Source organism: Sphingomonas endolithica (assembly GCF_025231525.1).
GTDB classification, from domain to species: Bacteria; Pseudomonadota; Alphaproteobacteria; order Sphingomonadales; family Sphingomonadaceae; genus Sphingomonas; species Sphingomonas endolithica.
Map to the genome: position 1 here is coordinate 3,555,591 of NZ_CP103057.1, position 20,716 is coordinate 3,576,306.

At 65.2% G+C, this 20,716-nt stretch carries 18 protein-coding genes and 1 tRNA gene; 7 read left to right on the forward strand and 12 right to left on the reverse strand.

Features of this window, described 5'->3' with window-relative positions; translation table 11 throughout:
* Window positions 1-4 precede the first annotated feature (4 nt).
* On the forward strand, window positions 5-1,351 hold the full coding sequence (gene gorA, locus NV382_RS16775; protein WP_260597859.1) for a glutathione-disulfide reductase: 1,347 nt from the start codon (window positions 5-7) through the stop codon (window positions 1,349-1,351).
* 148 nt (window positions 1,352-1,499) lie between these two features.
* On the opposite strand, the gene NV382_RS16780 is transcribed toward gorA, so the two are convergent.
* From NV382_RS16780 to NV382_RS16805, 6 genes are all read right to left on the reverse strand, one after another.
* Window positions 1,500-4,133 (reverse strand): TonB-dependent receptor, encoded by a 2,634-nt coding sequence (locus tag NV382_RS16780; protein ID WP_260597860.1) that lies wholly within the window; start codon window positions 4,131-4,133, stop codon window positions 1,500-1,502.
* Window positions 4,134-4,306: 173 nt separating this feature from the next.
* Entirely contained in the window at window positions 4,307-6,442 is a 2,136-nt protein-coding gene (gene ligA, locus NV382_RS16785; RefSeq protein WP_260597861.1) for an NAD-dependent DNA ligase LigA, read from the reverse strand.
* A 54-nt stretch (window positions 6,443-6,496) separates the two neighbouring features.
* Window positions 6,497-6,679, reverse strand: coding sequence for a hypothetical protein (locus tag NV382_RS16790; RefSeq protein WP_260597862.1), 183 nt, complete (start codon window positions 6,677-6,679; stop codon window positions 6,497-6,499).
* Between the two features lie 82 nt (window positions 6,680-6,761).
* Window positions 6,762-6,968, reverse strand: coding sequence for a cold-shock protein (locus tag NV382_RS16795; protein WP_034159288.1), 207 nt, complete (start codon window positions 6,966-6,968; stop codon window positions 6,762-6,764).
* A gap of 288 nt (window positions 6,969-7,256) precedes the next feature.
* On the reverse strand, window positions 7,257-8,921 hold the full coding sequence (gene recN / locus NV382_RS16800; protein ID WP_260597866.1) for a DNA repair protein RecN: 1,665 nt from the start codon (window positions 8,919-8,921) through the stop codon (window positions 7,257-7,259).
* A 70-nt stretch (window positions 8,922-8,991) separates the two neighbouring features.
* A complete protein-coding gene (locus NV382_RS16805; RefSeq protein WP_260597867.1) occupies window positions 8,992-9,948 on the reverse strand; it encodes an outer membrane protein assembly factor BamD in 957 nt (318 codons plus the stop codon).
* A gap of 125 nt (window positions 9,949-10,073) precedes the next feature.
* Here NV382_RS16805 and NV382_RS16810 point away from each other — a divergent pair, with 125 nt between their 5' ends.
* The gene (locus NV382_RS16810) at window positions 10,074-10,895 is read left to right on the forward strand and encodes a class I mannose-6-phosphate isomerase (protein ID WP_260597868.1); all 822 of its coding nucleotides are present in this window, start codon (window positions 10,074-10,076) and stop codon (window positions 10,893-10,895) included.
* 149 nt (window positions 10,896-11,044) lie between these two features.
* Complete coding sequence (locus tag NV382_RS16815; RefSeq protein ID WP_260597869.1) at window positions 11,045-12,217, forward strand: glycosyltransferase; 1,173 nt, start codon at window positions 11,045-11,047, stop codon at window positions 12,215-12,217.
* 355 nt (window positions 12,218-12,572) lie between these two features.
* Here NV382_RS16815 and NV382_RS16820 read toward each other — a convergent pair whose 3' ends face one another.
* The 4 genes from NV382_RS16820 to yajC are packed head-to-tail and all read right to left on the reverse strand — an operon-like array spanning window position 12,573 to window position 15,876.
* A complete protein-coding gene (locus NV382_RS16820; RefSeq protein ID WP_260597870.1) occupies window positions 12,573-12,944 on the reverse strand; it encodes an Mth938-like domain-containing protein in 372 nt (123 codons plus the stop codon).
* A gap of 4 nt (window positions 12,945-12,948) precedes the next feature.
* A complete protein-coding gene (gene secF / locus NV382_RS16825) occupies window positions 12,949-13,920 on the reverse strand; it encodes a protein translocase subunit SecF (RefSeq protein ID WP_260597872.1) in 972 nt (323 codons plus the stop codon).
* Between the two features lie 13 nt (window positions 13,921-13,933).
* Window positions 13,934-15,529, reverse strand: a complete 1,596-nt coding sequence (gene secD / locus NV382_RS16830; RefSeq protein ID WP_260597873.1) for a protein translocase subunit SecD — start codon at window positions 15,527-15,529, stop codon at window positions 13,934-13,936.
* Window positions 15,530-15,537: 8 nt separating this feature from the next.
* A complete protein-coding gene (gene yajC / locus NV382_RS16835) occupies window positions 15,538-15,876 on the reverse strand; it encodes a preprotein translocase subunit YajC (RefSeq protein WP_260597874.1) in 339 nt (112 codons plus the stop codon).
* 214 nt (window positions 15,877-16,090) lie between these two features.
* Here yajC and NV382_RS16840 point away from each other — a divergent pair.
* The 4 genes from NV382_RS16840 (at window position 16,091) to NV382_RS16855 (ending at window position 18,750) form a co-directional block, all read left to right on the forward strand.
* Window positions 16,091-16,167: transfer RNA gene (locus NV382_RS16840), tRNA-Pro, on the forward strand.
* A gap of 244 nt (window positions 16,168-16,411) precedes the next feature.
* Entirely contained in the window at window positions 16,412-16,798 is a 387-nt protein-coding gene (locus NV382_RS16845; RefSeq protein WP_260597875.1) for a hypothetical protein, read from the forward strand.
* Window positions 16,799-16,819: 21 nt separating this feature from the next.
* Window positions 16,820-17,956, forward strand: coding sequence for a hypothetical protein (locus NV382_RS16850; protein ID WP_260597876.1), 1,137 nt, complete (start codon window positions 16,820-16,822; stop codon window positions 17,954-17,956).
* Window positions 17,953-18,750 carry a peptidoglycan recognition protein family protein gene (locus tag NV382_RS16855; protein WP_260597877.1) on the forward strand — a complete coding sequence of 266 codons (798 nt, stop codon included), beginning with the start codon at window positions 17,953-17,955 and terminating at the stop codon, window positions 18,748-18,750. Before NV382_RS16850 ends, NV382_RS16855 begins: the two co-directional genes overlap by 4 nt.
* 98 nt (window positions 18,751-18,848) lie before the next feature.
* On the opposite strand, the gene NV382_RS16860 is transcribed toward NV382_RS16855, so the two are convergent.
* Window positions 18,849-20,144, reverse strand: a complete 1,296-nt coding sequence (locus tag NV382_RS16860; protein ID WP_260597878.1) for a PQQ-dependent sugar dehydrogenase — start codon at window positions 20,142-20,144, stop codon at window positions 18,849-18,851.
* Window positions 20,141-20,620: a DUF2231 domain-containing protein gene (locus tag NV382_RS16865; protein WP_260597879.1), complete on the reverse strand. Its 480-nt coding sequence runs from the start codon at window positions 20,618-20,620 to the stop codon at window positions 20,141-20,143. Before NV382_RS16865 ends, NV382_RS16860 begins: the two co-directional genes overlap by 4 nt.
* Between the last annotated feature and the right edge of the window lie 96 nt (window positions 20,621-20,716).

Below are 20,716 nucleotides of genomic sequence, written 5' to 3' on the forward strand. Positions count from 1 at the left end.
TGTAATGAGCGACTACGACTACGACCTGTTCGTCATCGGTGCCGGTTCGGGCGGCGTCCGCGCCGCACGCGTGTCGGCGGCGCATGGCGCCAAGGTGGCCGTCGCCGAGGAATACCGCGTCGGCGGCACCTGCGTGATCCGCGGCTGCGTGCCCAAGAAGCTGCTGATCTACGGCGCGCACTTCGCCGAAGATCTGAAGGACGCCAAGCGTTTCGGGTGGAACGTGCCGGATACCTACGATTTCGACTGGAAGGTGCTGCGCGACAACGTGATGGCCGAAGTCGATCGGATCAACGGCGCCTACACCAGCACGCTGGAAAGCCATGACGTGGAGATCATCCACGAACACGCCACGATCACCGGCCCGCACGGCGTACGCCTGGCCGGCGGCCGCGAGGTAACGGCGAAGTACATCCTGATCGCGACAGGCGCGAAGCCGGCCGTGCCGCAATGCCCCGGCCACGAATATGGCATCACCTCGAACGAGGCGTTCCACCTGGATGCCGTGCCCAAGCGCATGCTGATCGCTGGCGCAGGCTATATCGCCAACGAATTCGCCGGCATCTTCCACCAGCTCGGCGCGCACGTCACGCTGATCAACCGCACCGACGTGATCCTGCGCGGCTATGACGAATCGATCCGCGATCGCCTGCTGCAGATCTCGCTGATGAAGGGGATCGAATTCCGCTTCCACGCCGCGTTCGAGCGGATCGAGAAGAACGAGGATGGCAGCCTGACCGTCAGCATGTCGGGGCACGAGCCGATGACCGTCGACGCGGTGATGTTCGCCACCGGACGCGAGCCGAACACCGACGATCTCGGGCTGGAAAGCGCCGGCGTCGAGCTGCAGAAGGGCGCGATCATGGTCGATGACGACAATCGCTCGACCTGCCCCAGCATCTACGCGGTCGGCGACGTGACCAACCGCGTGCAGCTAACCCCCGTCGCGATCCGCGAGGGGCAGGCCTTTGCCGACAGCGTGTTCGGCGGCAAGCCGACACGCGTGGATTACCACAACATCCCGTCCGCGGTGTTCAGCCACCCGCCGATGGCCGGCGTCGGCATGACGGAGAGCGAGGCGAAGAACAAGCTCGGCTCGTGCAAGGTCTACACGTCGGACTTCCGCCCGATGAAGAACGTACTCGCCGGCCGCAACGAGCGCGCGCTCTACAAGATGGTCTGCGACAGCGAGACGGGCAAGGTGCTCGGGCTGCACATGATCGGGCCCGATGCACCCGAAATCCTGCAGGCGGCGGCGATCGCGGTGAAAGCCGGCCTAACCAAGGACGCCTTCGACCAGACGGTCGCACTGCACCCGTCCATGGCGGAGGAACTGGTGCTGATGCGCTAAGCGTCCGGCGCGATAGTCCCAGTACGACAAAGGCCGCTGCTCCGGGGGGAGCAGCGGCCTTTGTCTTGCGTGTCATGCCCAATCGAAGGTCGGGCAAAGAAAAACCGCCGTCCCGGTGGGGACGGCGGCTCTCGTTAGATCGCTGCGATCAGAACTCGAAGTGGATCGAGCCGATGAACGTGCGCGGTGCCCCGAAGGTGAGGCGCGGCGCACCCGCGCTAACAGGTGTCGCCGTTCCTACCTGGTACGGGAAGGCGTTGCTCGCCGTCGACAGGTTGCTGAAATAACGCTCCTTCAGCAAATTCGACACGTTGAGCTGGAAGAACGTGCGGTCGAGGCCGGCAAAGCCTAGGTCAAGCCGCGCATCGAGATCCACCAGCGTGTAACCGGCAGCCTTTAGATCGTTGATGTCGGTAACCCAGCGCGATCCGGTATGCTTGGCCTGGATGCCAACGGAAACCGGCTGAAGATCGAACTGCGCCCGTCCACCGTACTGCCACTTCGGCGTTTCGACAACGAACTTGCCTGCGGTCGGCACGATCACAGCGCCAGTCAGCGTATTCGTCGCATCGTTCTGCAACTCGGCCTTCGTGTACGACGCAAAGCTGTACAGCGAGACGTGGCGATCCGGCCGGATGCCCAAGCTGGCATCGATACCCTTGCTCTTGACCGAACCGACGTTGCGGTCGGTGCTGATCGTGCCGCCGCCCTCGAGGATCGTCGTCGTCGAGATGATACGGTTCTTGTAGTCGATCTTCCAGGCAGCAATCTGTGCCTGGATCATGCCCGAGGTATAACGCAGGCCAAGATCGTAGGAATCGGTCTTCTCGGGCTTAAGTGCGGCGACCGGCGAGATCGTCACATCGTCGAAGCCATACAGATTGTCCGTGCGCGGCACCGAAATGCCTTTCGAGTAGCTGGCAAAGGCGCTGATTGCCGAAGTCAGGTTATACGTAGCGCCGACGTTCGGCAGGACCGCGTTATAGGTCTTGATACGATTCTTGTACGGTGCACCGAGCGTGATCGACGTGTTGGCCAGATCAAGCGCAGCAACCTGTGCTGCGGTTTGCGAGGTGCAGTATGCGTCGCTCGACTGGCCGCCGATCGTGTAGCAGTTATTGGTCAGGTTGCGGCGGAAGAACGGTGCGCGAACGCCGAGGGCAATCTTCAAAGCATCACCGAAGAACTGGCCACGATATTCACCCGAGATCTGGTGCAGGATCGCGTAAGATAAGCGGTCACGCTTGTTGAACACGTTGCCGGCGGCATCCAGCACCGGCGACTCACCTTTGCCGTCGAGCGCGCTGAATGGTGTCAGCGGCATGCCGTTATTGCTCAGCAACTGCGCTTCGCCGGTCTGGCGATGACGCGCCCGATCCCAAGTATAGGCGATGCGCACCAGGTTATTCTCGTCAAGCTGGTAACGCAGGCCAGCGATCGCCGTGAAGCGCTGGGTCCGCGTATTCGACGGCGAGTATACGCGTACGAAGTCGGCGAGGTCGCCATCCTTGTTGAGATCGACGCCAGGGGCGATGCCCGCGCCGAGGCGACCGAGAACCTGCTGATATTGCTGCGCGTAGGCGCCGCTGGCGCTGGTAGCGTTGTTATCTGTCTCTGCGAGCAGCGAAGAGCCACCGCCATTTGCACGCGTGAACGAATATGCGCCGTCCAAGGTGAACAGCAACTTGTCGGTGATGCCAAAGCGCGAGTTCAGGCGGACATTGCCGGTGTTCGACGGATTGAAGGCAGTCGAGTAGACGTTGTTGCAAGTGTTGCGGTCGGTCTGCGAGCCAGGACCGCCCGGGTTCGACTGCTGATCACACGTGGCGTCGTACAGGTATGTCGACGAGGTGTCGCCGAAGACATAGTCATACTGGCCCTTGTTCAGGTCCAGCGTGAACGGGTTCGCCGCCGAACCGGTGGTGGGTGCCGCAGTGTTCGGCAGATCGGTGCCGCCGGCTTGTGTGCCAAGGCGGGTCCGGATGTTCGCATATGTCGGGTTTGAATAGAAATTGGCGCGGTTCTGATTGTAGTGCGCCGCAAGGGAAACAAAATCGCCGTTCGATCCAATCGGCTGATAGATTTTGCCGTTATACTGCTGCTTGTAGATCTCGCCAGGGCCACGGAACTGGTTGTACCGCTGCGAAGAGGCCGAGAGCCAAGCCTTCGTGCCAAATGAGGTGAACACGCCGGTGTTGAGCATGCCAAGTACGCGGTTCATGTCGTTGGTGCCATGCGAATAGACGACCATCGCACCAAGGTTGTCGGTCGGCATCAGCGAGCGATAGTTGATCGTGCCGCCAGAAGCCGCTGCAGTCGGCGAATCGACATCAGCCGAGCCGAAGTTCACGTTGACCTGCTCGATCAGCTCGGGATCCAGCTGCTGGTTGGAATAGATTGCATAGTTGCCAGAGTCGTTGAGCGGGATACCGTCAAACGTCAGTGCAATGCGATTGCCGTCGAAGCCGCGAATGCGGATCTGGCCACCCGACGAACCGTAAGCGTCACTGTTGGTGAAGCTGACACCCGGTATCAGATTGATCGTGTCGAGAATGGTTTGACCGGGAGCGCGGCGTTCGATCAACTCCTGCGTGATCACCGCACGAGCCTTCGGCGAGTCAGGGATTTGGACGCCGCTGATCGTAGTCGGACCACGGCTGCCGGTGACAACGACGTCTTCGCCTTCGCCTTCCGCTTCCAAGGTGCCGGTCGACTGGGCGAATGCTGCCGCAGGCATGATCAGCGCGGCGAATGCTACGCCGGCGTAAAATCTCGAACGCATGAAAATTTTCCCCTTGCGAGCCGAGGCGGCTCAAACACTTAGGTGGCCAACGCCACGCAGCGCCCCTGCGCGATTTGTGTTTCTATTCGATGACAAAGTTCCGCTGCGGCAGGCAAGCAACGCAGTCGGTTTTGCTGCGTTGCAAAATAGCATCACTTCGACCCGCGATGGTTCTATCCAGCGGATGCCACGATCGCCCCCCAAGCCGCCTCGTCGATCACCTCGATCCCAAGCGCCGCGGCCTTGCTGGCCTTCGAACCGGCGCCCGGCCCGGCCACGACCAGATCCGTCTTGGCCGAGACCGAACCCGCCACGCGCGCGCCGAGCGATTCGGCCTGTGCCTTGGCTTCGTCGCGGCTGAGCGTTTCCAGGCTGCCGGTGAACACGATGGTCTTGCCGTTGACGGCCGAGTCGCGCGCCTTCACCTCGAACGCCGGCGGCGAGACTTGCGCGAGCAGGTCGTCCCACACCGCGCGATTATGCGGCTCGTGGAAGAAGTCGGCCAGCGCGTGGCCGACGGCGCTGCCGACATTCTCGACGCCGATATGGTCGGCGATCGCCTTGTCGAGCCGGTTGCGTACTTTCTGGTCGGTCTCACCCGGCGTGGGGATGGCCGCGTCGCGCAGTGCGATAATCTCTTCGGCAAGCTGCCGGACCTGGGGCAACGTGACATAGCGCTTGAGCAGGTCGCGCGCGGTGATCGCGCCGACGTGGCGGATGCCCAGGCCAAACAGCAAGCGCGCGGCGTCGGGGCGGCGCTTGGTCTCGATCGCGGCGAGCAGGGCATCGACCGACTTGGCCTGCCACCCTTCGCGCCCGAGCAGCGCGTCGCGGTGCGCGGACAGGCCGAATATGTCGACCGGTTCGGTGATCCAGCCGAGCTCCAGCAGCTCGACCAGCGTCTTCTCGCCCAACCCGTCGATATCCAACGCGCTACGGCTGACAAAATGCTTGAGACGTTCCAGGCGTTGCGCGGGGCAGATCAGGCCGCCGGTGCAGCGCACGTCGACCTCGCCTTCCTCCGCCACAGCCTCCGATCCGCAGCGCGGGCAATGGGTCGGGAAGGCCCAGGCGGCCCGGTCTGCGTCGGGCGTCAGGTTCTCGACGATCTGGGGAATGACGTCGCCGGCGCGCTGCAGCCGCACGCGGTCGCCGGGGCGGACGCCGAGGCGCGCGATCTCGTCCGCATTATGCAACGTCGCATTGCGCACCACCACGCCGCCCACCGTCACCGGCTCGAGCTTGGCGACCGGCGTCAGCTTGCCCGTGCGACCGACCTGGATCTCGATGTCGTTGAGCGTCGTCTCGGCGCGTTCGGCCGGGAATTTGTGCGCCAACGCCCAGCGTGGCGCGCGGCCGACGAAACCCAGACGTTGCTGCCAGTCGAGCCGGTCGAGCTTGTAGACCACGCCATCGATGTCGAACGGCAGGTCGGCGCGCTCGCGCTCGATCGCCGCATAGGTGGCGAGCGCCTGATCGAGCGTGCCGGCGGGCTGAAATTGCGGGGTGACGGGAAAGCCCCAATCACGGATCGTGGCGATCACCGCGGACTGCGTTTCGCCCGGCAGCGCGCTGGCGTCGCCCCAGCCCCAGGCGAAGAAGCGCAAGGGGCGTTGCGCCGTGACGGCGGAGTCCTTCTGACGCAGCGATCCGGCGGCGGCGTTGCGCGGGTTGGCGAATTGGCGCGCTTCCTTGCCGGTCGCTTCGCCCTCGGCGAGCAGGCGCGCATTGAGCGCCGCGAAATCGGCCTTGGCCATATAGACCTCGCCGCGCACCTCGAACACGTCGGGGGCACCATCCGGCAAGCCGGCGGGAATGTCGGCAATGGTCCGGACGTTGGCCGTGACGTCCTCGCCGACCTGCCCGTCGCCGCGGGTCAGCGCCTGGACCAACCGGTTCTTTTCGTAACGCAGCGAGCAGGACAGGCCGTCGATCTTGGGTTCGGCCGTCAGCGCCACGACATCGGCGTCGCCCAGGCTGAGGTAGCGGCGCACGCGGCCGACGAACTCGCCGACTTCCTGCGCGTCGAACGCATTGTCGAGGCTGAACATCGGCCGGGCATGCGCGACCTTGGCGAGATGCGCGGCGGGCGCTGCGCCGATCTGGCGGCTGGCCGAATCGGCGCGGATCAGGTGCGGGAAGGCGGCCTCGATCGCGGCGTTGCGGCGGACGAGCGCGTCATAGTCGGCGTCTGACAGCTCGGGCGAGTCGTCGGTGTGGTAAAGCGCATTATGGCGCGCTATCTCGGCGGCGAGCTGCGCCAGCTCTGCGGCGGCTTCATCGTCTGTCGCGGGGAGCGGGGCTGTCATGCGCCAGCGCTACCGGAGCGGCAGGGGTACGATCAAGCGTTGATCGGACGGAGACTAATCTTCCTCGTCCGGGTCCTTGGCGTCTTCGCTGACGGAGCGGCGGTCGGCGGTCTTTTCGGCGCGCGTGGCCATCTCGTCCCATGCCTTGGCGGCACGTGTCCAGCGATCGCGGACGTTATCGAGGGTCGCGGAATCGGCGTCGGTCTGGGCCTGACGGGCACGATCGCGATAGAACATTGCGGTGGTATTCGTGATCCGTCTCCTCGGGGCCTGAACGAAAGAGTGGCGGGCGCCGGAAACCGGCGCCCGCCAACATCAATCACGCAGAAGCGAGGTTCACTGCCGACATCTTGCCGCGGCGATCCTGCTCGAGCTCGTAAGAAACGCGCTGTTCCTTGTCGAGCGTGCGCATGCCGGCGGCTTCTACCGCGCTGATGTGCACAAAGGCGTCGTTCCCGCCGCCCTCAGGCGCGATGAAGCCATAACCCTTGTCCGCGTTGAAAAACTTTACGGTGCCGATAGGCATAGATATTTCCTTGGGTAGACGGGGCCGAGAAGAAAGAGCGAAAACATCGTCCGACCCCGGCCGATGCTCTCGATGACGAACTCGTACATCGGCGCGTGCCGACGACGGGAATTTTTGCTGGATGAGCGGTGTGAAACGCTGGCTCCGGGCTTTGACAAGCGGGAGCGCGGAGGTCTCTCAGCCGTGCGATGCTTGTGGGCAATCTCGCGCGATGACGACCGTATAGCACGTGGTTTCGGGTTTGTCGCATGGTTTGAATCGGGCGATGTTTGGCACGATAACACGGGGCTACGTCGCTTCGAGCAGCCGCTCCGCCTGCGCGCGCGCCTCGTCCGTCACCGTGGCACCCGACAGCATCCGCGCGATTTCCTCGCGGCGTTCGGCTTCGCCCAGCGCGTGGACGCCGGTCCGCGTAACGGTCCCGTCATGGCTCTTGGCGATCAGCAGGTGATGCCGCCCGCGCGCGGCCACTTGCGGGCTGTGCGTGACGACGAGCAATTGCGTGCCGCCCGCCAGCCGCGACAGGCGCTCGCCGATCGCGCTCGCCACCGCGCCGCCGACGCCGCGGTCGATCTCGTCGAAGATCATCGTCGCCGCGCCGCCTTCCTCCGCCAACGCCACCTTCAACGCGAGGATGAAGCGCGAAAGCTCACCGCCCGAGGCGATCTTGGTCAGCGCGGCGAACGGTGCGCCGGGGTTGGTCGAGATCTCGAACTCGACCCGGTCCCGGCCGCTCGGCCCCCAGGCATCGCGCGCGAGCGGCGCGATCGCCGTGCGGAAGCGGGCGGCATCCAGCTTCAATGGCGCAAGCTCGGTCTTCACCGCCGCGTCGAGTCGGGTGGCAGCGGCGGTGCGCGCCTTGGTCAACGCGTCGGCCGCCGTCTCATAGGCCTTGGCGGCGGCGGCCTGCGCCCGTTCCAGCGCGGCGATGCCGGCCCCGCCGCTCTCGAGTCGCTCCAGCCGCTCGCCGAGTTCCTGCGCCAGCGCGGCAAGCCCGTCGGGCTGGACGCGGTGCTTGCGGGCGAGCGCGCGCAGATCGAACAGCCGTGTCTCGTCCGCTTCCAGCTGCGACGGATCGAAGGCGAGCGCGGCGGCGGCCTCGTCGACCTTCTCCTGCGCCTCCGCCCCCTCGATGATCGCGCGATCGATCGCTTCCAGCGCCTGCCCCAGCGCCTCGTGATCCTCGCTTACCCGCTCCAGCACGCGCGCCGCCTGGCGCAAGCGGGCGAGACCGCCATCCGATCCTTCGAGCAGATCGGCGATCGCCTGCAGGTCGCCGGCGATCTTCTCGCCGCGCTGCATACCGGCGCGACGCGTGGCGAGGATCTCCTCCTCGCCTTCCTCCGGGCCGAACGCGCGCAATTCGGCGACGGCATGTTCGAGCCATTCTTGGTCGCGCGCCTGCGTGTCGAGTTCGGTCTGCGCGCTCGCGAGCGCGTCTTCCGCCGCGCGCCAGGCACGGTACGCGGTCTGCGCGCTTGCGGTGTCGATCCGGCCGAAGGCGTCGAGCAAGGCACGGTGGCCGCGCGCATTGAGCAGGCCGCGATCGTCATGCTGGCCGTGGATCTCGACCAGGTGCGTGCCGAGTTCGCGCAACAGGCCGGCCGAGGCGGGCTGATCATTGACGAAGGCGCGGCTGCCGCCATCGGCCTTGACGATGCGGCGTACGATCAGCGGCTCGCCCGGCTCCACCTCCAGCCCGTTATCGGCCAGCAGGGCGGCGATCGGCCCGTCGGCATGCGGCGTATCGAAGCTCGCGGTGACCAATGCCTGGGGACGGCCATGCCGCACCAGCGCGCTGTCGCCGCGCGCGCCGAGCGTCAGACCCAGCGCATCGAGCAGGATCGATTTACCCGCGCCCGTCTCGCCGGTGAGCACGCCGAGCCCGGCGGAGAAATCGAGGTCGAGTGCCTCGATCAGGACGACGTCCCGGATGGAAAGCGCGGTCAGCATGCGGACACGCCCTTAGAGGGTTTCGCGTCGTTCTGGTATCGTTCTTTCCGTAGCAGCCGGCCGGTGCGCGTCAGTTGCCGCCCGGGCCAGTGGGATTGGCCGGGTTGCCCGGGGTGGGGGAGGCGCTGCGATCGTCCTTCGGCGCGACGGCATCGGTGCCGGGCAGCGTCGGCGTGGCGTTGGGCGCGGTGTTCACCGGCACGATCTGCTCGCCGGGGGCGATGCTGGCCAGCGCTTTGGCGGGGTGATCGTTGATCAGCTTGTACGACCGTTCGTACCAGTCGCTGCTTGGGTAATTGGCGCCGAGCACCGCGGCGCTCTTGCGCGCCTCGTCCGGCACGCCGAGGGCCAAATACGTCTCGGTCAGGCGCATCAAGGCCTCGGGCGCGTGCGTTGTCGTCTGGTAATCGTCGACGACCTTGCGGAAGCGCATCGTTGCGGCCAGCCATTGCCCACGCGTCTCGTACCAGCGGCCGATCTCCATCTCCTTGCCGGCAAGGTGATCGCGCACAAGATCGATCTTCAGCCGTGCATCGGACGCATAGCGCGTGTTCGGGTAGCGGCGCGTCAGTTCGCCCAGCGCGTCCAGCGACTGCTGTGTGATCTTCTGGTCGCGCGTCACGTCGCTGATCTGTTCGTAATAGCCAAGCGCGATCAGGTAATAGGCATAAGGCGCGTCGCGGTTGCCCGGATGGACCTGCAGGAAGCGCTGCGCCGAAGCGATCGAGCTGGTATAATCGCGCCCGAGATAATTGCTGTACGCGCTCATCAACTGCGCGCGGCGGGCCCAGACCGAATAGGGATGCTGGCGCTCGACCTCATCGAACAACGCCGCCGATTCCTTGTACCGGCCCTGGTCAAGCCGCTTCTTCGCTGCCGAATACAACGTGCCCACATCGCGCGCGACATAGGGGACGTCGTTCTTGCCCGTGTTCCGCGCGCAGCCGGCGGTGGTGGAGGCGAGGGCGGCAAGCACCGCAAGCGCGATCGGGCGGGACGCATTGAAGCGGAGAGGGGGGGTACGCATGGCCACGTCCTTAGCCCAGCCGAGCGAATGCGAACAATGTTTTTCGAAGAGGTCGTGGCGCCCGGATCGCGGGCCGTTTATGGTGCGTTGCAGCCACCACTGCCGAAGCCCGAGTGAGGAATCCGATGACTGCAACTTTGCTGACGACGCGCCGGGTGGAAAAGCCCTGGGGCCGCGATCATCTCTGGCAGGGTTTCGCCGATCCGGCGCCCGGCACAAAGATCGGCGAAGTGTGGTTCCAGACGGTCGATCCCGGTGCCGCCGACCTGCTGATCAAATATCTGTTCACGTCGGAAAAGCTGTCGGTGCAGGTGCATCCGGGCGACGACGAGGCGCATGCGCGCGGCCTGCCGCGCGGCAAGGACGAATGCTGGGTGGTGCTGGCAGCGGAGCCGGGCGCGTCGATCGCGATCGGCACGCTGGCGCCGATGACGCCCGAGGAACTGCGTACCGCCTCGGAAGACGGATCGATCGAGCACAAGCTCGACTGGAAGCCGGTCAAGGCCGGCGATTTCTATTATTCGCCCAGCGGCACGATCCACGCGATCGGCGCGGGCATAACCGTGATCGAGACGCAGCAGAATTCGGACACCACCTACCGCCTGTACGATTATGGCAGCAACCGCGAACTGCATCTGGATGACGGCGTCGCGGTGGCACAGGCCGTCCCCTATGTCGCGCCGTCGGCACCGGGGCGCGTTGCGGAAGACCGCATCATCCTGGTCGAAGGGCCCAAGTTCGTGCTGGAACGCTGGCCGGGCGGCCAGCGCACGGTGACGCTGCCCGAAGGCCGCCCCGGCTGGTTCGTGCCGATCACCGGCGAAGGCGTGGTAGACGGCGTGGCGTGGCGCGCAGGCGAATGCCTGCAACTGACAGGCACGGCGCATATCAGCGCGTCCGCCGGCAGCGACCTGCTGCTGGCCTATCCTGGCGATACGCGGATTTAACCTCAACCTCTGATGTGCCCCTGCGAAAGCAGGGGTCCAGGACCACGAGCGCTGCGCTTCGCACCCTAGGCTCCTGCGTCCGCAGGAGCCTAGGGTGCCGTCGGCCAATGATCGCCCGCCCTTAACCTTCCCGCGCTAGGCTGACGCATATGCTCCGCGTCCTCACCCTCGCCACCCTGTTCCCCGATGCGACGCGGCCCAATTTCGGCGTGTTCGTCGAGCGGCAGACCCTGGGGTTGGCCGCGCACGCCGAGGTCGAGCTGCGGCTCGTCGCGCCGATCGGGCTGCCACCATGGCCACTATCCGCGCTGTCGCCCTACCGCGCGCTGAACGGGCTGCCGACACGCGAGCGATGGAAGGGGCTCGACACCCACCGACCCCGCTTCACGACATTGCCCGGCACGCAGGGTCGCTGGCATGTCGCGGCATTGGTGCGCCAGCTGAAGCCGCTGCTGACCGAAATCCGCCGCGACTTCGCGTTCGATGTCATCGATGCCGAATTCTTCTTCCCCGATGGGCCCGCGGCGGTCGCACTCGGGCGCCACTTCGGCGTGCCGGTGTCGATCAAGGCACGCGGGGCCGACATCCACCATTGGGGCCGCGCCCAGGCGACCGCGCGACAGGTCGTCGCGGCAGGGCAGAAGGCGGATGGCCTGCTCGCGGTGAGCGCGGCGATGAAGGCCGACATGGCGGCGATCGGCTTGGCGGTCGCTTCGATCCGGGTGCACCATACCGGCGTCGATCTCGCACGGTTCACGCCGGGCAACCCCGCCGGACGGCGCAGGTTCGGCGTGCAGGGGCCGCTGGTGATGTCGCTCGGCGCGCTGATCCCGCGCAAGGGCCACGACATCGTCATCCGCGCGGTGGCTTCGCTGCCGGGCGTATCGCTGCTGATCGCAGGCGAAGGGCCGCAGCGAGCCGCACTGGAGGCGGAGATCGTCAGGCTCGGCGTAGCGGACCGCATCCGCTTACTCGGCCCGGTCCCGCACGACGCGCTGCCCGACCTGCTGGCGGCGGCCGACATAATGGCGCTCGCCTCGTCATCGGAGGGGCTGGCCAATGCCTGGGTCGAGGCGCTCGCCTGCGGCACGCCGATCGTCATCACCGACGCCGGCGGCGCGGCAGAGGTGGTCCGCACCCCGGCCGCCGGCCGAATCGTCGCGCGGGAGTCGGCGGCATTTGCGCGCGCGATCGGCGAATTGCTCGCCACGCCGCCCCCCCGCGACGAGACGCACAAGGCCGCGGCGAATTTCACGTGGGAGGCGAATACCGCAGCGCTCCACCATCACTTGTCGGGACTGGTCGCCGCTTCTTCCAGCTAACGCGGCGCTTCGGTCGAAACGCGACATCCACCGCGCACCGTCACCCCGGACTCGTTCGGCAACTATCCCTTTGAGACATGGTTGGTCATCCCCGCGAAGGCGGGGAACCATAGTGGCGGGCTTGGCGGCTGAAATGCAGACGTTCGACTATATGGATCCCCGCCTACGCGGGGATGACGGCGAATTACTTGTTCGAAGGGTACAACGCCGACTAGTTCCGGGGTCCACCGCGCCGCACGCTCTGCCATCGAACCACTATCCGCACAGCAAGTGGCTTGGTGGACGCCGGAACTAGTCCGGGGTGACGGCTAGCGATGCGGGCGCACCCATAAAGGCGGCACCCCCGCGGCGGCGCTCAATCGAACGGGTACAACGCAGCGGCGATCCAGCGGCCTTCGCCGCGCAACACGGCCCAGGCGCGCGCCGCGGCGCGGCTGTCCATTGCCTCGACGCCGTACCCCCGCGCTTCGACCGCCCGCACCAAGGCAGGGGCAGGGCGGACCAAGGCCGCGCCGGTGCCGATCAGCACGAATTCGGGCGGCGGATCGAGCACCCAGAGCGGCGCCAGATCGTCGGCTGACAGATCGGCGAGCGGCGGCGGCGACCAGCCGTCGGCGCGCTCCGGCGTGATCAGCAGCGCGTGATAGACGCCGTCATCGACCTTGAACCCACCGCTGGAAAAGCCCGAGATGATCGGGCCGTCGGTCCGCGGCTTGTCCATCCGCATCCGGTCAGCCGCGCGACTTTGGCGCGACACGCTCCGCATTCGGCGTCGCCACCACCTTGTCCGGCGCATCCGGATTGGCGCGCAGGCCCAGGGTGATCAGCAGCGACGACGACACGTAGATCGACGAATAGGTGCCGACGAAGATGCCCAGGATCATCGCCGCGGTGAACCCGCGCAGCACATGGCCACCCAGGAACAGCAACGCGAACAGCGCCAGCAGGATGGTCAGCGAGGTCATCACCGTACGCGGCAGCGTCTCGTTGACCGACAGATCGACGATGCCGGCCATGTCCATCTTGCGATAGCGGCGCATGTTCTCACGGATACGGTCATCGATGACGATCTTGTCGTTGATCGAATAACCGATGATCGTCAGCACCGCGGCGACGATGTTGAGGTCGAATTCGAACTGAGTCAGGGCAAAGAAGCCGAGCGTCATCAGCAGATCGTGGACGATCGCCACCACGGTCGAGACGCCGAACTGCCATTCGAAACGGAAGATCGCGAACAGCCCGATGCCGAGCACTGCCAGCACGACGGCGAGCACGCCGTTGCGGATCAGCTCGTCCGATACCTTGCCCGAGACGGTCGAATACCGCGAGAAGGTCGCACCGGGGAATGCCTGTGCGACTGCCGTCTCGACGCGCTTGACCACGGCGTTGGTGGCGCCTTCGTCGGCGCTTTCGACCACCGGCAGGCGGATCGTCATCGTGCGGCCATCGCCGAACGGCTGCAATTGCGCATCGCCGACGCCCAATTGATCGATCTTCTGGCGCAGTAGGTCGACGTTCGGGGGCGTGACGAACTTCTCCTCGATCATCAGGCCGCCGACGAAATCGACGCCGAAGTTGAGGCCCTTGGCCCAGACCAGGCCGATCGATGCGAGGCTCAGCGCGATCGTGAGCGCGAACGCCCATTTGCGCAGCGACACGAACGGCAGGTTGGTGTTGTCGGGAACGAGTTTCAGCAGGCGCATTGTGCTTCGCCGATCAAATGTTGATGTCGGTAGGACGGTTCTTGCGCAGCCACAGCGCGACCATCATCCGGGTGAAGGTGACGGCGGTGAACACCGAGGTGGCGATGCCGATCAGCAGCACGACCGCGAAGCCCTTGACCGGCCCCGATCCCAGCACGAGCATGATCACGCCCGAAATGGCGTGGGTCACGTTCGCCTCGAAGATCGTCCGGCTCGCTTCCTTGTAGCCGAGCTCGACCGCCTGCACGACGTTGCGACCGCGCCGACGTTCCTCGCGGATGCGCTCGTTGATCAGCACGTTGGCGTCGACCGCAGTACCGATGGTCAGCACGAAGCCGGCGATACCCGGCAGCGTCAGCGTACCGTTGAGCAGCGCCAGCACGCCGATGATGACCAGCACGTTGATGACCACCGCGAGGTTCGCATACAGGCCAAAGCGGCCATAGGTCAGCAGCATGAAGATCACGACCGCTGTGACAGCGATGACCGACGCCAGGATGCCGGCGCGGATCGAATCCGCCCCGAGATCCGGCCCGACGGTCGATTCCTCGATCACCTTCAAGGGCACCGGCAGCTTGCCCGAGCGTAGCGCGATTGCCAGCTGGTTAGCCGAATCGACCGTGAAGCTGCCCGAGATGCTCGCCGTGCCGCCCAGGATCGGCTCGTTGATATTGGGCGCTGAAATCACCTTGTTGTCGAGGATGATCGCGAACGGCTTGCCGGTATTCTCCTGCGTCACGCGCGCGAAACGGCGCCCGCCTTCGCTGTTGAAGGTGATCAGCACCTGCGGCTCGTTGGTCTGCGGTGCGAAGCCCTGTCGCGCATCGGTCAGCTGATCGCCGCTGATGATCGTCGAGCGCTTCACCGCGATCGGCGGCCCGCCATTCTGATAGGCGAGCACCTGGCTGCCGATCGGCGCCTGTCCTTTGGCGAGCAGTGCAGGATCGGCCGTCTGGTCGACCAGCTTGAATTCCAGCTTGGCGGTCTTGCCGAGCAGGTCCTTCAGCGCTTGCGGATTCTGCAGCCCCGGCACCTGCACGACGATGCGCGTGTCGCCCTGGCGGACGATGGTCGGCTCGCGCGTGCCGAGTTGATCGATGCGCGTGCGGACGACTTCGGTCGCGTCATCGACGGCGGTCTTGATCGCCGCCTTCAGTCCGGCCTCACTCGGCGTCAGGACGAAGCGCGAACTGTCCACCACCTGGATGTCCCACTCGCGCTGCCCGGTCAGGCCTACGCCGCCACCGGTGATCTCGAGCAGCTTCTGCCGTGCGGCATCGACTTGGCTCACGTCGCGCAGCAGGAAGCTGAGCTTGCCGTCGCGCACGGATACGTCGCCGGTTTCGATCTTCGGCGTGCCGCGGCGCAATTCGGTGACGACGCGCTCGCGCATCGATTCGAGGCGTGTCGCGGCGACGTCCTTGGTGTCGGCCTCGAGCAGCAGATACGAGCCGCCGGCGAGATCGAGCCCCAGGTTGATGCGCGGGTGCGGAATGGCACCCCATTTGGCGGTGGTCGCCTCGGGCAGGAAACTGGGCACGGCCAGCAGCATCAATGCTGCCAGGAAGCCGAGGATCGACAGGACCTTCCAGCGCGGGAAATCGAGCATCTTGTGGCTCAGTCGTTCGCGGGCTTGGCGGTGCCGGTGCCGGCCACGTCGGTCAGCGTGGCCTTCACCACGCGCACCCGGACGTTCGGCGCGATCTCGACCTCGACGACATTGTCCTCGACCTTGGTCACCTTCCCCATGATCCCGCCCGACGTCACGACGTTATCACCCTTCTTCACTGCAGCGACCGACGCTTGAAGCATCTTCATGCGGCGCTGCTGCGGGCGGATCATCAGGAAATAGAAGACCACGAAGACGAGCAGCAACGGCGCGATACCCATGAACTGGGCGAAACCCGCACTGGTCGCGGTGCCGGCCGTCTGAGCATAAGCTTGGGGGATGATCATCGACATAATTGACAAAACGGGCCCGAATGTGTGGAACGGCGGGGCGGGACACACCCCACGCTACAAGCGCCGCGCGCTATCATTAAGCTGCCGGTGGCGCAACAAGGGGGTGCATTTCCCGACCGTCCAATCCGTTCGTTTGCACGACATGCCGATTACGCGATGCGCAAAGCTTGCATCGTCGGCGTCAGGCGCATACACGCCCGGCCTCGGTCGGGGCGTAGCGCAGCCTGGTAGCGCATCACACTGGGGGTGTGGGGGTCGCAGGTTCGAATCCTGTCGCCCCGACCAAGAGTTCTGCACCTTACAGCTAATTATGCGTGTTCAGCCAGCTGGCAGGGCTGGTTGCTTCGTGCTGTGCCGCATCTCAAGCCTCCGCGTGGGTTCCCCAAGGAACGGCCGCGCAGTCGCGTGGCGAGGCTTGTCAGCTTGTGCCCGCCGCTAACGGTCGTCGCCAAAATGGACGGGACGTTTGTTGACACAAAGAACGTGCAGCGTGCTTCTTCGCTATGTCAAATGGCAAGCGACACAGAAGATGACCAAGTTTATTGATAGGGCATTTGTCGCGGCACTACTTACTGTGGTGGCGCCGACTACGCATTCCTTCGCTGCCGATGGTCCACGTAAGACTACCCTGGCCGCAAGAGAAATTCCCTATCGCTGTTCTGAGGTGAAGAACCCCTGGGTCGAAGCGGTCGATTGCAGAGGTATCGGCTTTAAAGAAGAGCGGTGGCGCGTTGCCATGGCCACGATCCTGAAAGCCGCCTCCTCCATCGAGTCGATGAAGGTGGTTGGCTCAAAGAAGGGTGCGAAGACGGTGAGCGATGCATCGCTGATCATCAGGGGTGAATCCTGGATACACCTGAAGCGGAAGAACTATCAGGGTTGGGTGCGACGGATCGTACGCTCGCGAACGCGATGATCGGCATGTGTACCACCTGTCTTGGGTACATGGACGCTTCGTTCTCCTAGCATTAGATGTCAGAGGGGAATAAGCGTGAGCCTGTTCTGCATCGCCGATCTTCGCGTCGGCCAAAACGACGGGCTCGATGTGCCCGTACAGGGCATCTACGGCCGCAAGCGCCCCGATTACGCGATCTACCGCACGCCCGAGCGGGTCAGTATTCAGTTTGCGGACGATGCGACGACGGCCGCCGAACAACGGAAGCTTCTGGCCGGGCTTAACCCCTTGCGTGGTGAGATCAACGGCATGATCGCTGGCTGGCGACTGGCGGCGGAGGAGAGCGTCGCGTGGCGGCGTGCGGTCCGCTACGATCACCGTGTGGCCGATGCGCTGATCCTGGCGTTCGAAGGGTATGCGGGCGATGCGGAACAGCTTCTGCGCCGCATCAAGGCCGATATCCTCGACGAGCGGGTCGCTCGCGCGCGGTTCGAGTACCTGGCCGCCGCGTTGCTTGCCGGGTTGATAGCGATGGGTCTGATCATCGCGATCATGGGGCTGGTGTCGTTTCCCGCGCACGGGCGGGACCTGTGCTTTGCCTCCATCGCTGGCGGGTTCGGCGCGTTCTTCTCTATTTCGCTCGCCATTCGCGGTCGCACCGTACTGCCCAATCTGCAGCGCACCGCCAACATGATGGACGCGGTGTTGCCGCTGATGATCGGCATCATCGCCGCGGCGGTGGCCATGGCTTTCGTGGCGACGGATGCGATCGACATCAGCTTGGGCAACACTTCGCGACTTAGCGCCCCTGAAAACGGCTGGTTGTTCGTGCTGATCGTGGGCTTCGTCGCAGGTTTTTCGGAGCGCTTCGTGCCCGATCTGCTGGCCAAGGCCGAGGCCTCGCCGGGAATGCCCGCGATCCACTTGCCTGCCGAACAGAGTCCGGCGGCCGATGCCAAACCGCATGCACCCGCCGAGGCGAGCGCGGCTGCGCCGTTGCCGGGGGCGGTCGCGCCAATCGCCATGGCTGGGGACGCCACCGAACCAGCGCGGGATCATCACGACGATGCGGACGGATGCGCCTGCGACATGGATGTGACCGACCTTGTCGCGACCCGCGATGTCGAACTGCCGGCCGCCGATGGCGGGGTTGCGACGCTGACAGCGGTGCGAGCATGACTGGCCGACTGCTGTGGCTCGCCGACACACTGCGCGACGCCGGATTGAAGGTGGCGGAAGCGGTTGATTGGCGCACTCGCGGCAAGCCGACGGTCGGTCCGATCGGCGTGATGTGCCACCACACCGCCACCGCGACGGCGGGCAACATGCCGACGCTGCGGCTGTTGATTGAAGGGCGTGCAGCCGGACCCGGGGCAGGGGCGTTGCCGGGGCCGTTGGCCCAACTGGGACTGGGCCGTGACGGTACTTTCTACGTCATTGCATCGGGGCGAGCCAATCACGCGGGGAAGGGGGAGTGGCAGGGGGTTACCGACGGCAATGGCAGCTTCATCGGGATCGAGGCCGAACATAGCGGCAAGCCGCACGACGATTGGCCGCCGGAACAGCGGGTCGCTTATGTCCGTGGCAGTGCCGCGCTGCTGAGACACATCAAGGCGCCGGCCATAATGTGCTGCGGCCACCTGGAATATGCACTACCCAGGGGTCGCAAGTCGGACCCTTGCTTCGACATGACCGACTTTCGTCATGCGGTGGCGACCGCGCTGGAGGAGGATACACCCGCGCCGTTGATCCCGGTACAGGACGGTGCGGGCCGGCCGACACTAAGGCGGGGTTCGCGAGGGGAAAAGGTGGAGGAGATACAGGCTCTGTTGAGCCTGGCGCGGGATGGAGATTTCGGGCCCGTCACCGAAGCGACCTTGCGTGCGTTCCAGCGCCGGGCCGGCATCGTTCCGGATGGTATCGCCGGCCCCAGAACCTGGCAGGCGCTGTTGTCCGTCACGCCGATCGGCTAATAAGCGCGGCACTGAGTAGGTCCAATCGCGCGCCGCACTTCCACCGCGCATTCCGGGATTGCAGCCGATCGCCACCAAGGCGACGATCGGCCGTATCGTCAGGCGCCGGTCACGCGCCAGACCACATTCCCCAGATCGTCCGCGATCAGCAGCGCACCGGTGCGGTCCACCGCGAGCGCCACCGGGCGACCGCGGGCATTGCCGGCACCGTCCAGGAAGCCGGTGACGACATCACGCGCCTTGCCGCTCGGGCGTCCACCGCTGAACGGCACCCAGACGACCTTGTAGCCGTTGAACGCACCGCGATCCCAGCTGCCATGTTCGCTGATGAACGCGCCGCCGCGATAGCTCGCGGGCAGGCTGGCGCCGCCGTAGAAGGCCAGGCCCAACGGTGCGACGTGCGAGCTGAGGCTGTAATCCGGCATCACGGCGCGGGCGACCATGTCGGGTCGCTGCGGCTTCACGCGCGGATCGGCATGTTGGCCCCAATAGCTGTACGGCCAGCCGTAGAACGCGCCGTCTTTGACCGATGTCAGGTAGTCGGGCACCAGATCGGGGCCGATCTCGTCACGCTCGTTGATCACCGCCCACAATTGCCCGCTCTCGGGATTGAAGGTGAGCCCATTGGGATTGCGCAGCCCGGTGGCATAGTCGCGGTGTGCGCCGGTGGCGCGATCCACTTCCCAGATCCGCGCGCGGTCCTTCTCCGCCTCGAACCCTTTTTCGGTGATATTGCTGTTGGAGCCAATGCCGACATAAAGTTTCGAGCCGTCCGGGCTGGCGACCAGGCTCTTTGTCCAGTGATGGTTGATCGGGCCGCCCGGCAGCGGGGTCAGGATACGTCCCGGCGCATCGATCCGCGTCTGGCCGGTCTGGTACGGGAAGCGGACGATCGCATCGGTATTGGCGACATACAGGTCACCGCCGACCAATGCGATGCCGAACGGCGACACGAGATGATCGAGGAACACCGAGCGGACTTCCGGCTTGCCGTCGCCATCGGCATCACGCAGCAGGGTGATGCGATCGCCGCCGCCGACCTTGCTGTGGCCGAAGCCCTGGATCCAGTTTACCAGGATGTCCTTGGGCCGCGAGATCGGCTCGGACGGCCCCTTCGGCTCGACCGCCAGGATGTCGCCGTTCGGCAGCACGTAGATCGACCGCACGTTCTTGAAACCGGTGGCCAGCGCCGTCACCTTCATCCCCTGCGGCACGGTCGGGGTCGCATTGCCCCACGGCACCGGCTTGGCGATGTGCATCGGGGGCAGCAGATATTGCTCCAGGCCCGGCAGGTTCGGGTTGGCGCCCAATTGGGCACTGGCGTCGCCACCCTTGCCACCACAGGCGCTGAGCGAGGCAATTAGGCCGAGTGCGAGCATATTCCGGCGCATCATTTGGCCTCCCCAAAAACTTCAACGGGCCGCTCCACCGGAACGGTCCCTTCGGCTTGAACGGCATAGCCCTGCCAGCTGGTATACAATGCCAGGATGGCGACGATCGCGGACAAGACGATCCCCGTCGGCACAACCGAGGTCCAGGCGTCACGGCTGTGAACGAAGGCGTTGAACAGCGCGAGCACCAACATCAGGCTCGTGCCGATCGTGTGCAGCATGGCGCCACGATGCCGCGTCTGGCGACGTTTGAACGCAATCGCATCGATGATCCCGGCCAGCGCTGCAAACGCGCCCATCAACAAACCACCGGTGATCAGCCAGATCGAGAAGTTGGCCCACATCATCTCGGCGCTGTTCACGTACGCAATGTCGGCGACCAGTGCCGCCGTGAAGAACGCCAGCGGATAGGCTGACAAGATCGCATGCACCGGATGAGGGTGATGCACTGGCGCGGCCGGGGGGTAGGTGGTTGCCATCGTGAAATGCCCTTATCGTTTCGCGGTGTACGATCGACAGCGGCGTCCGTTCCGTCTGAAGGCAAGAGCCGTTTGGTATGGCGGATCAATGTCCCG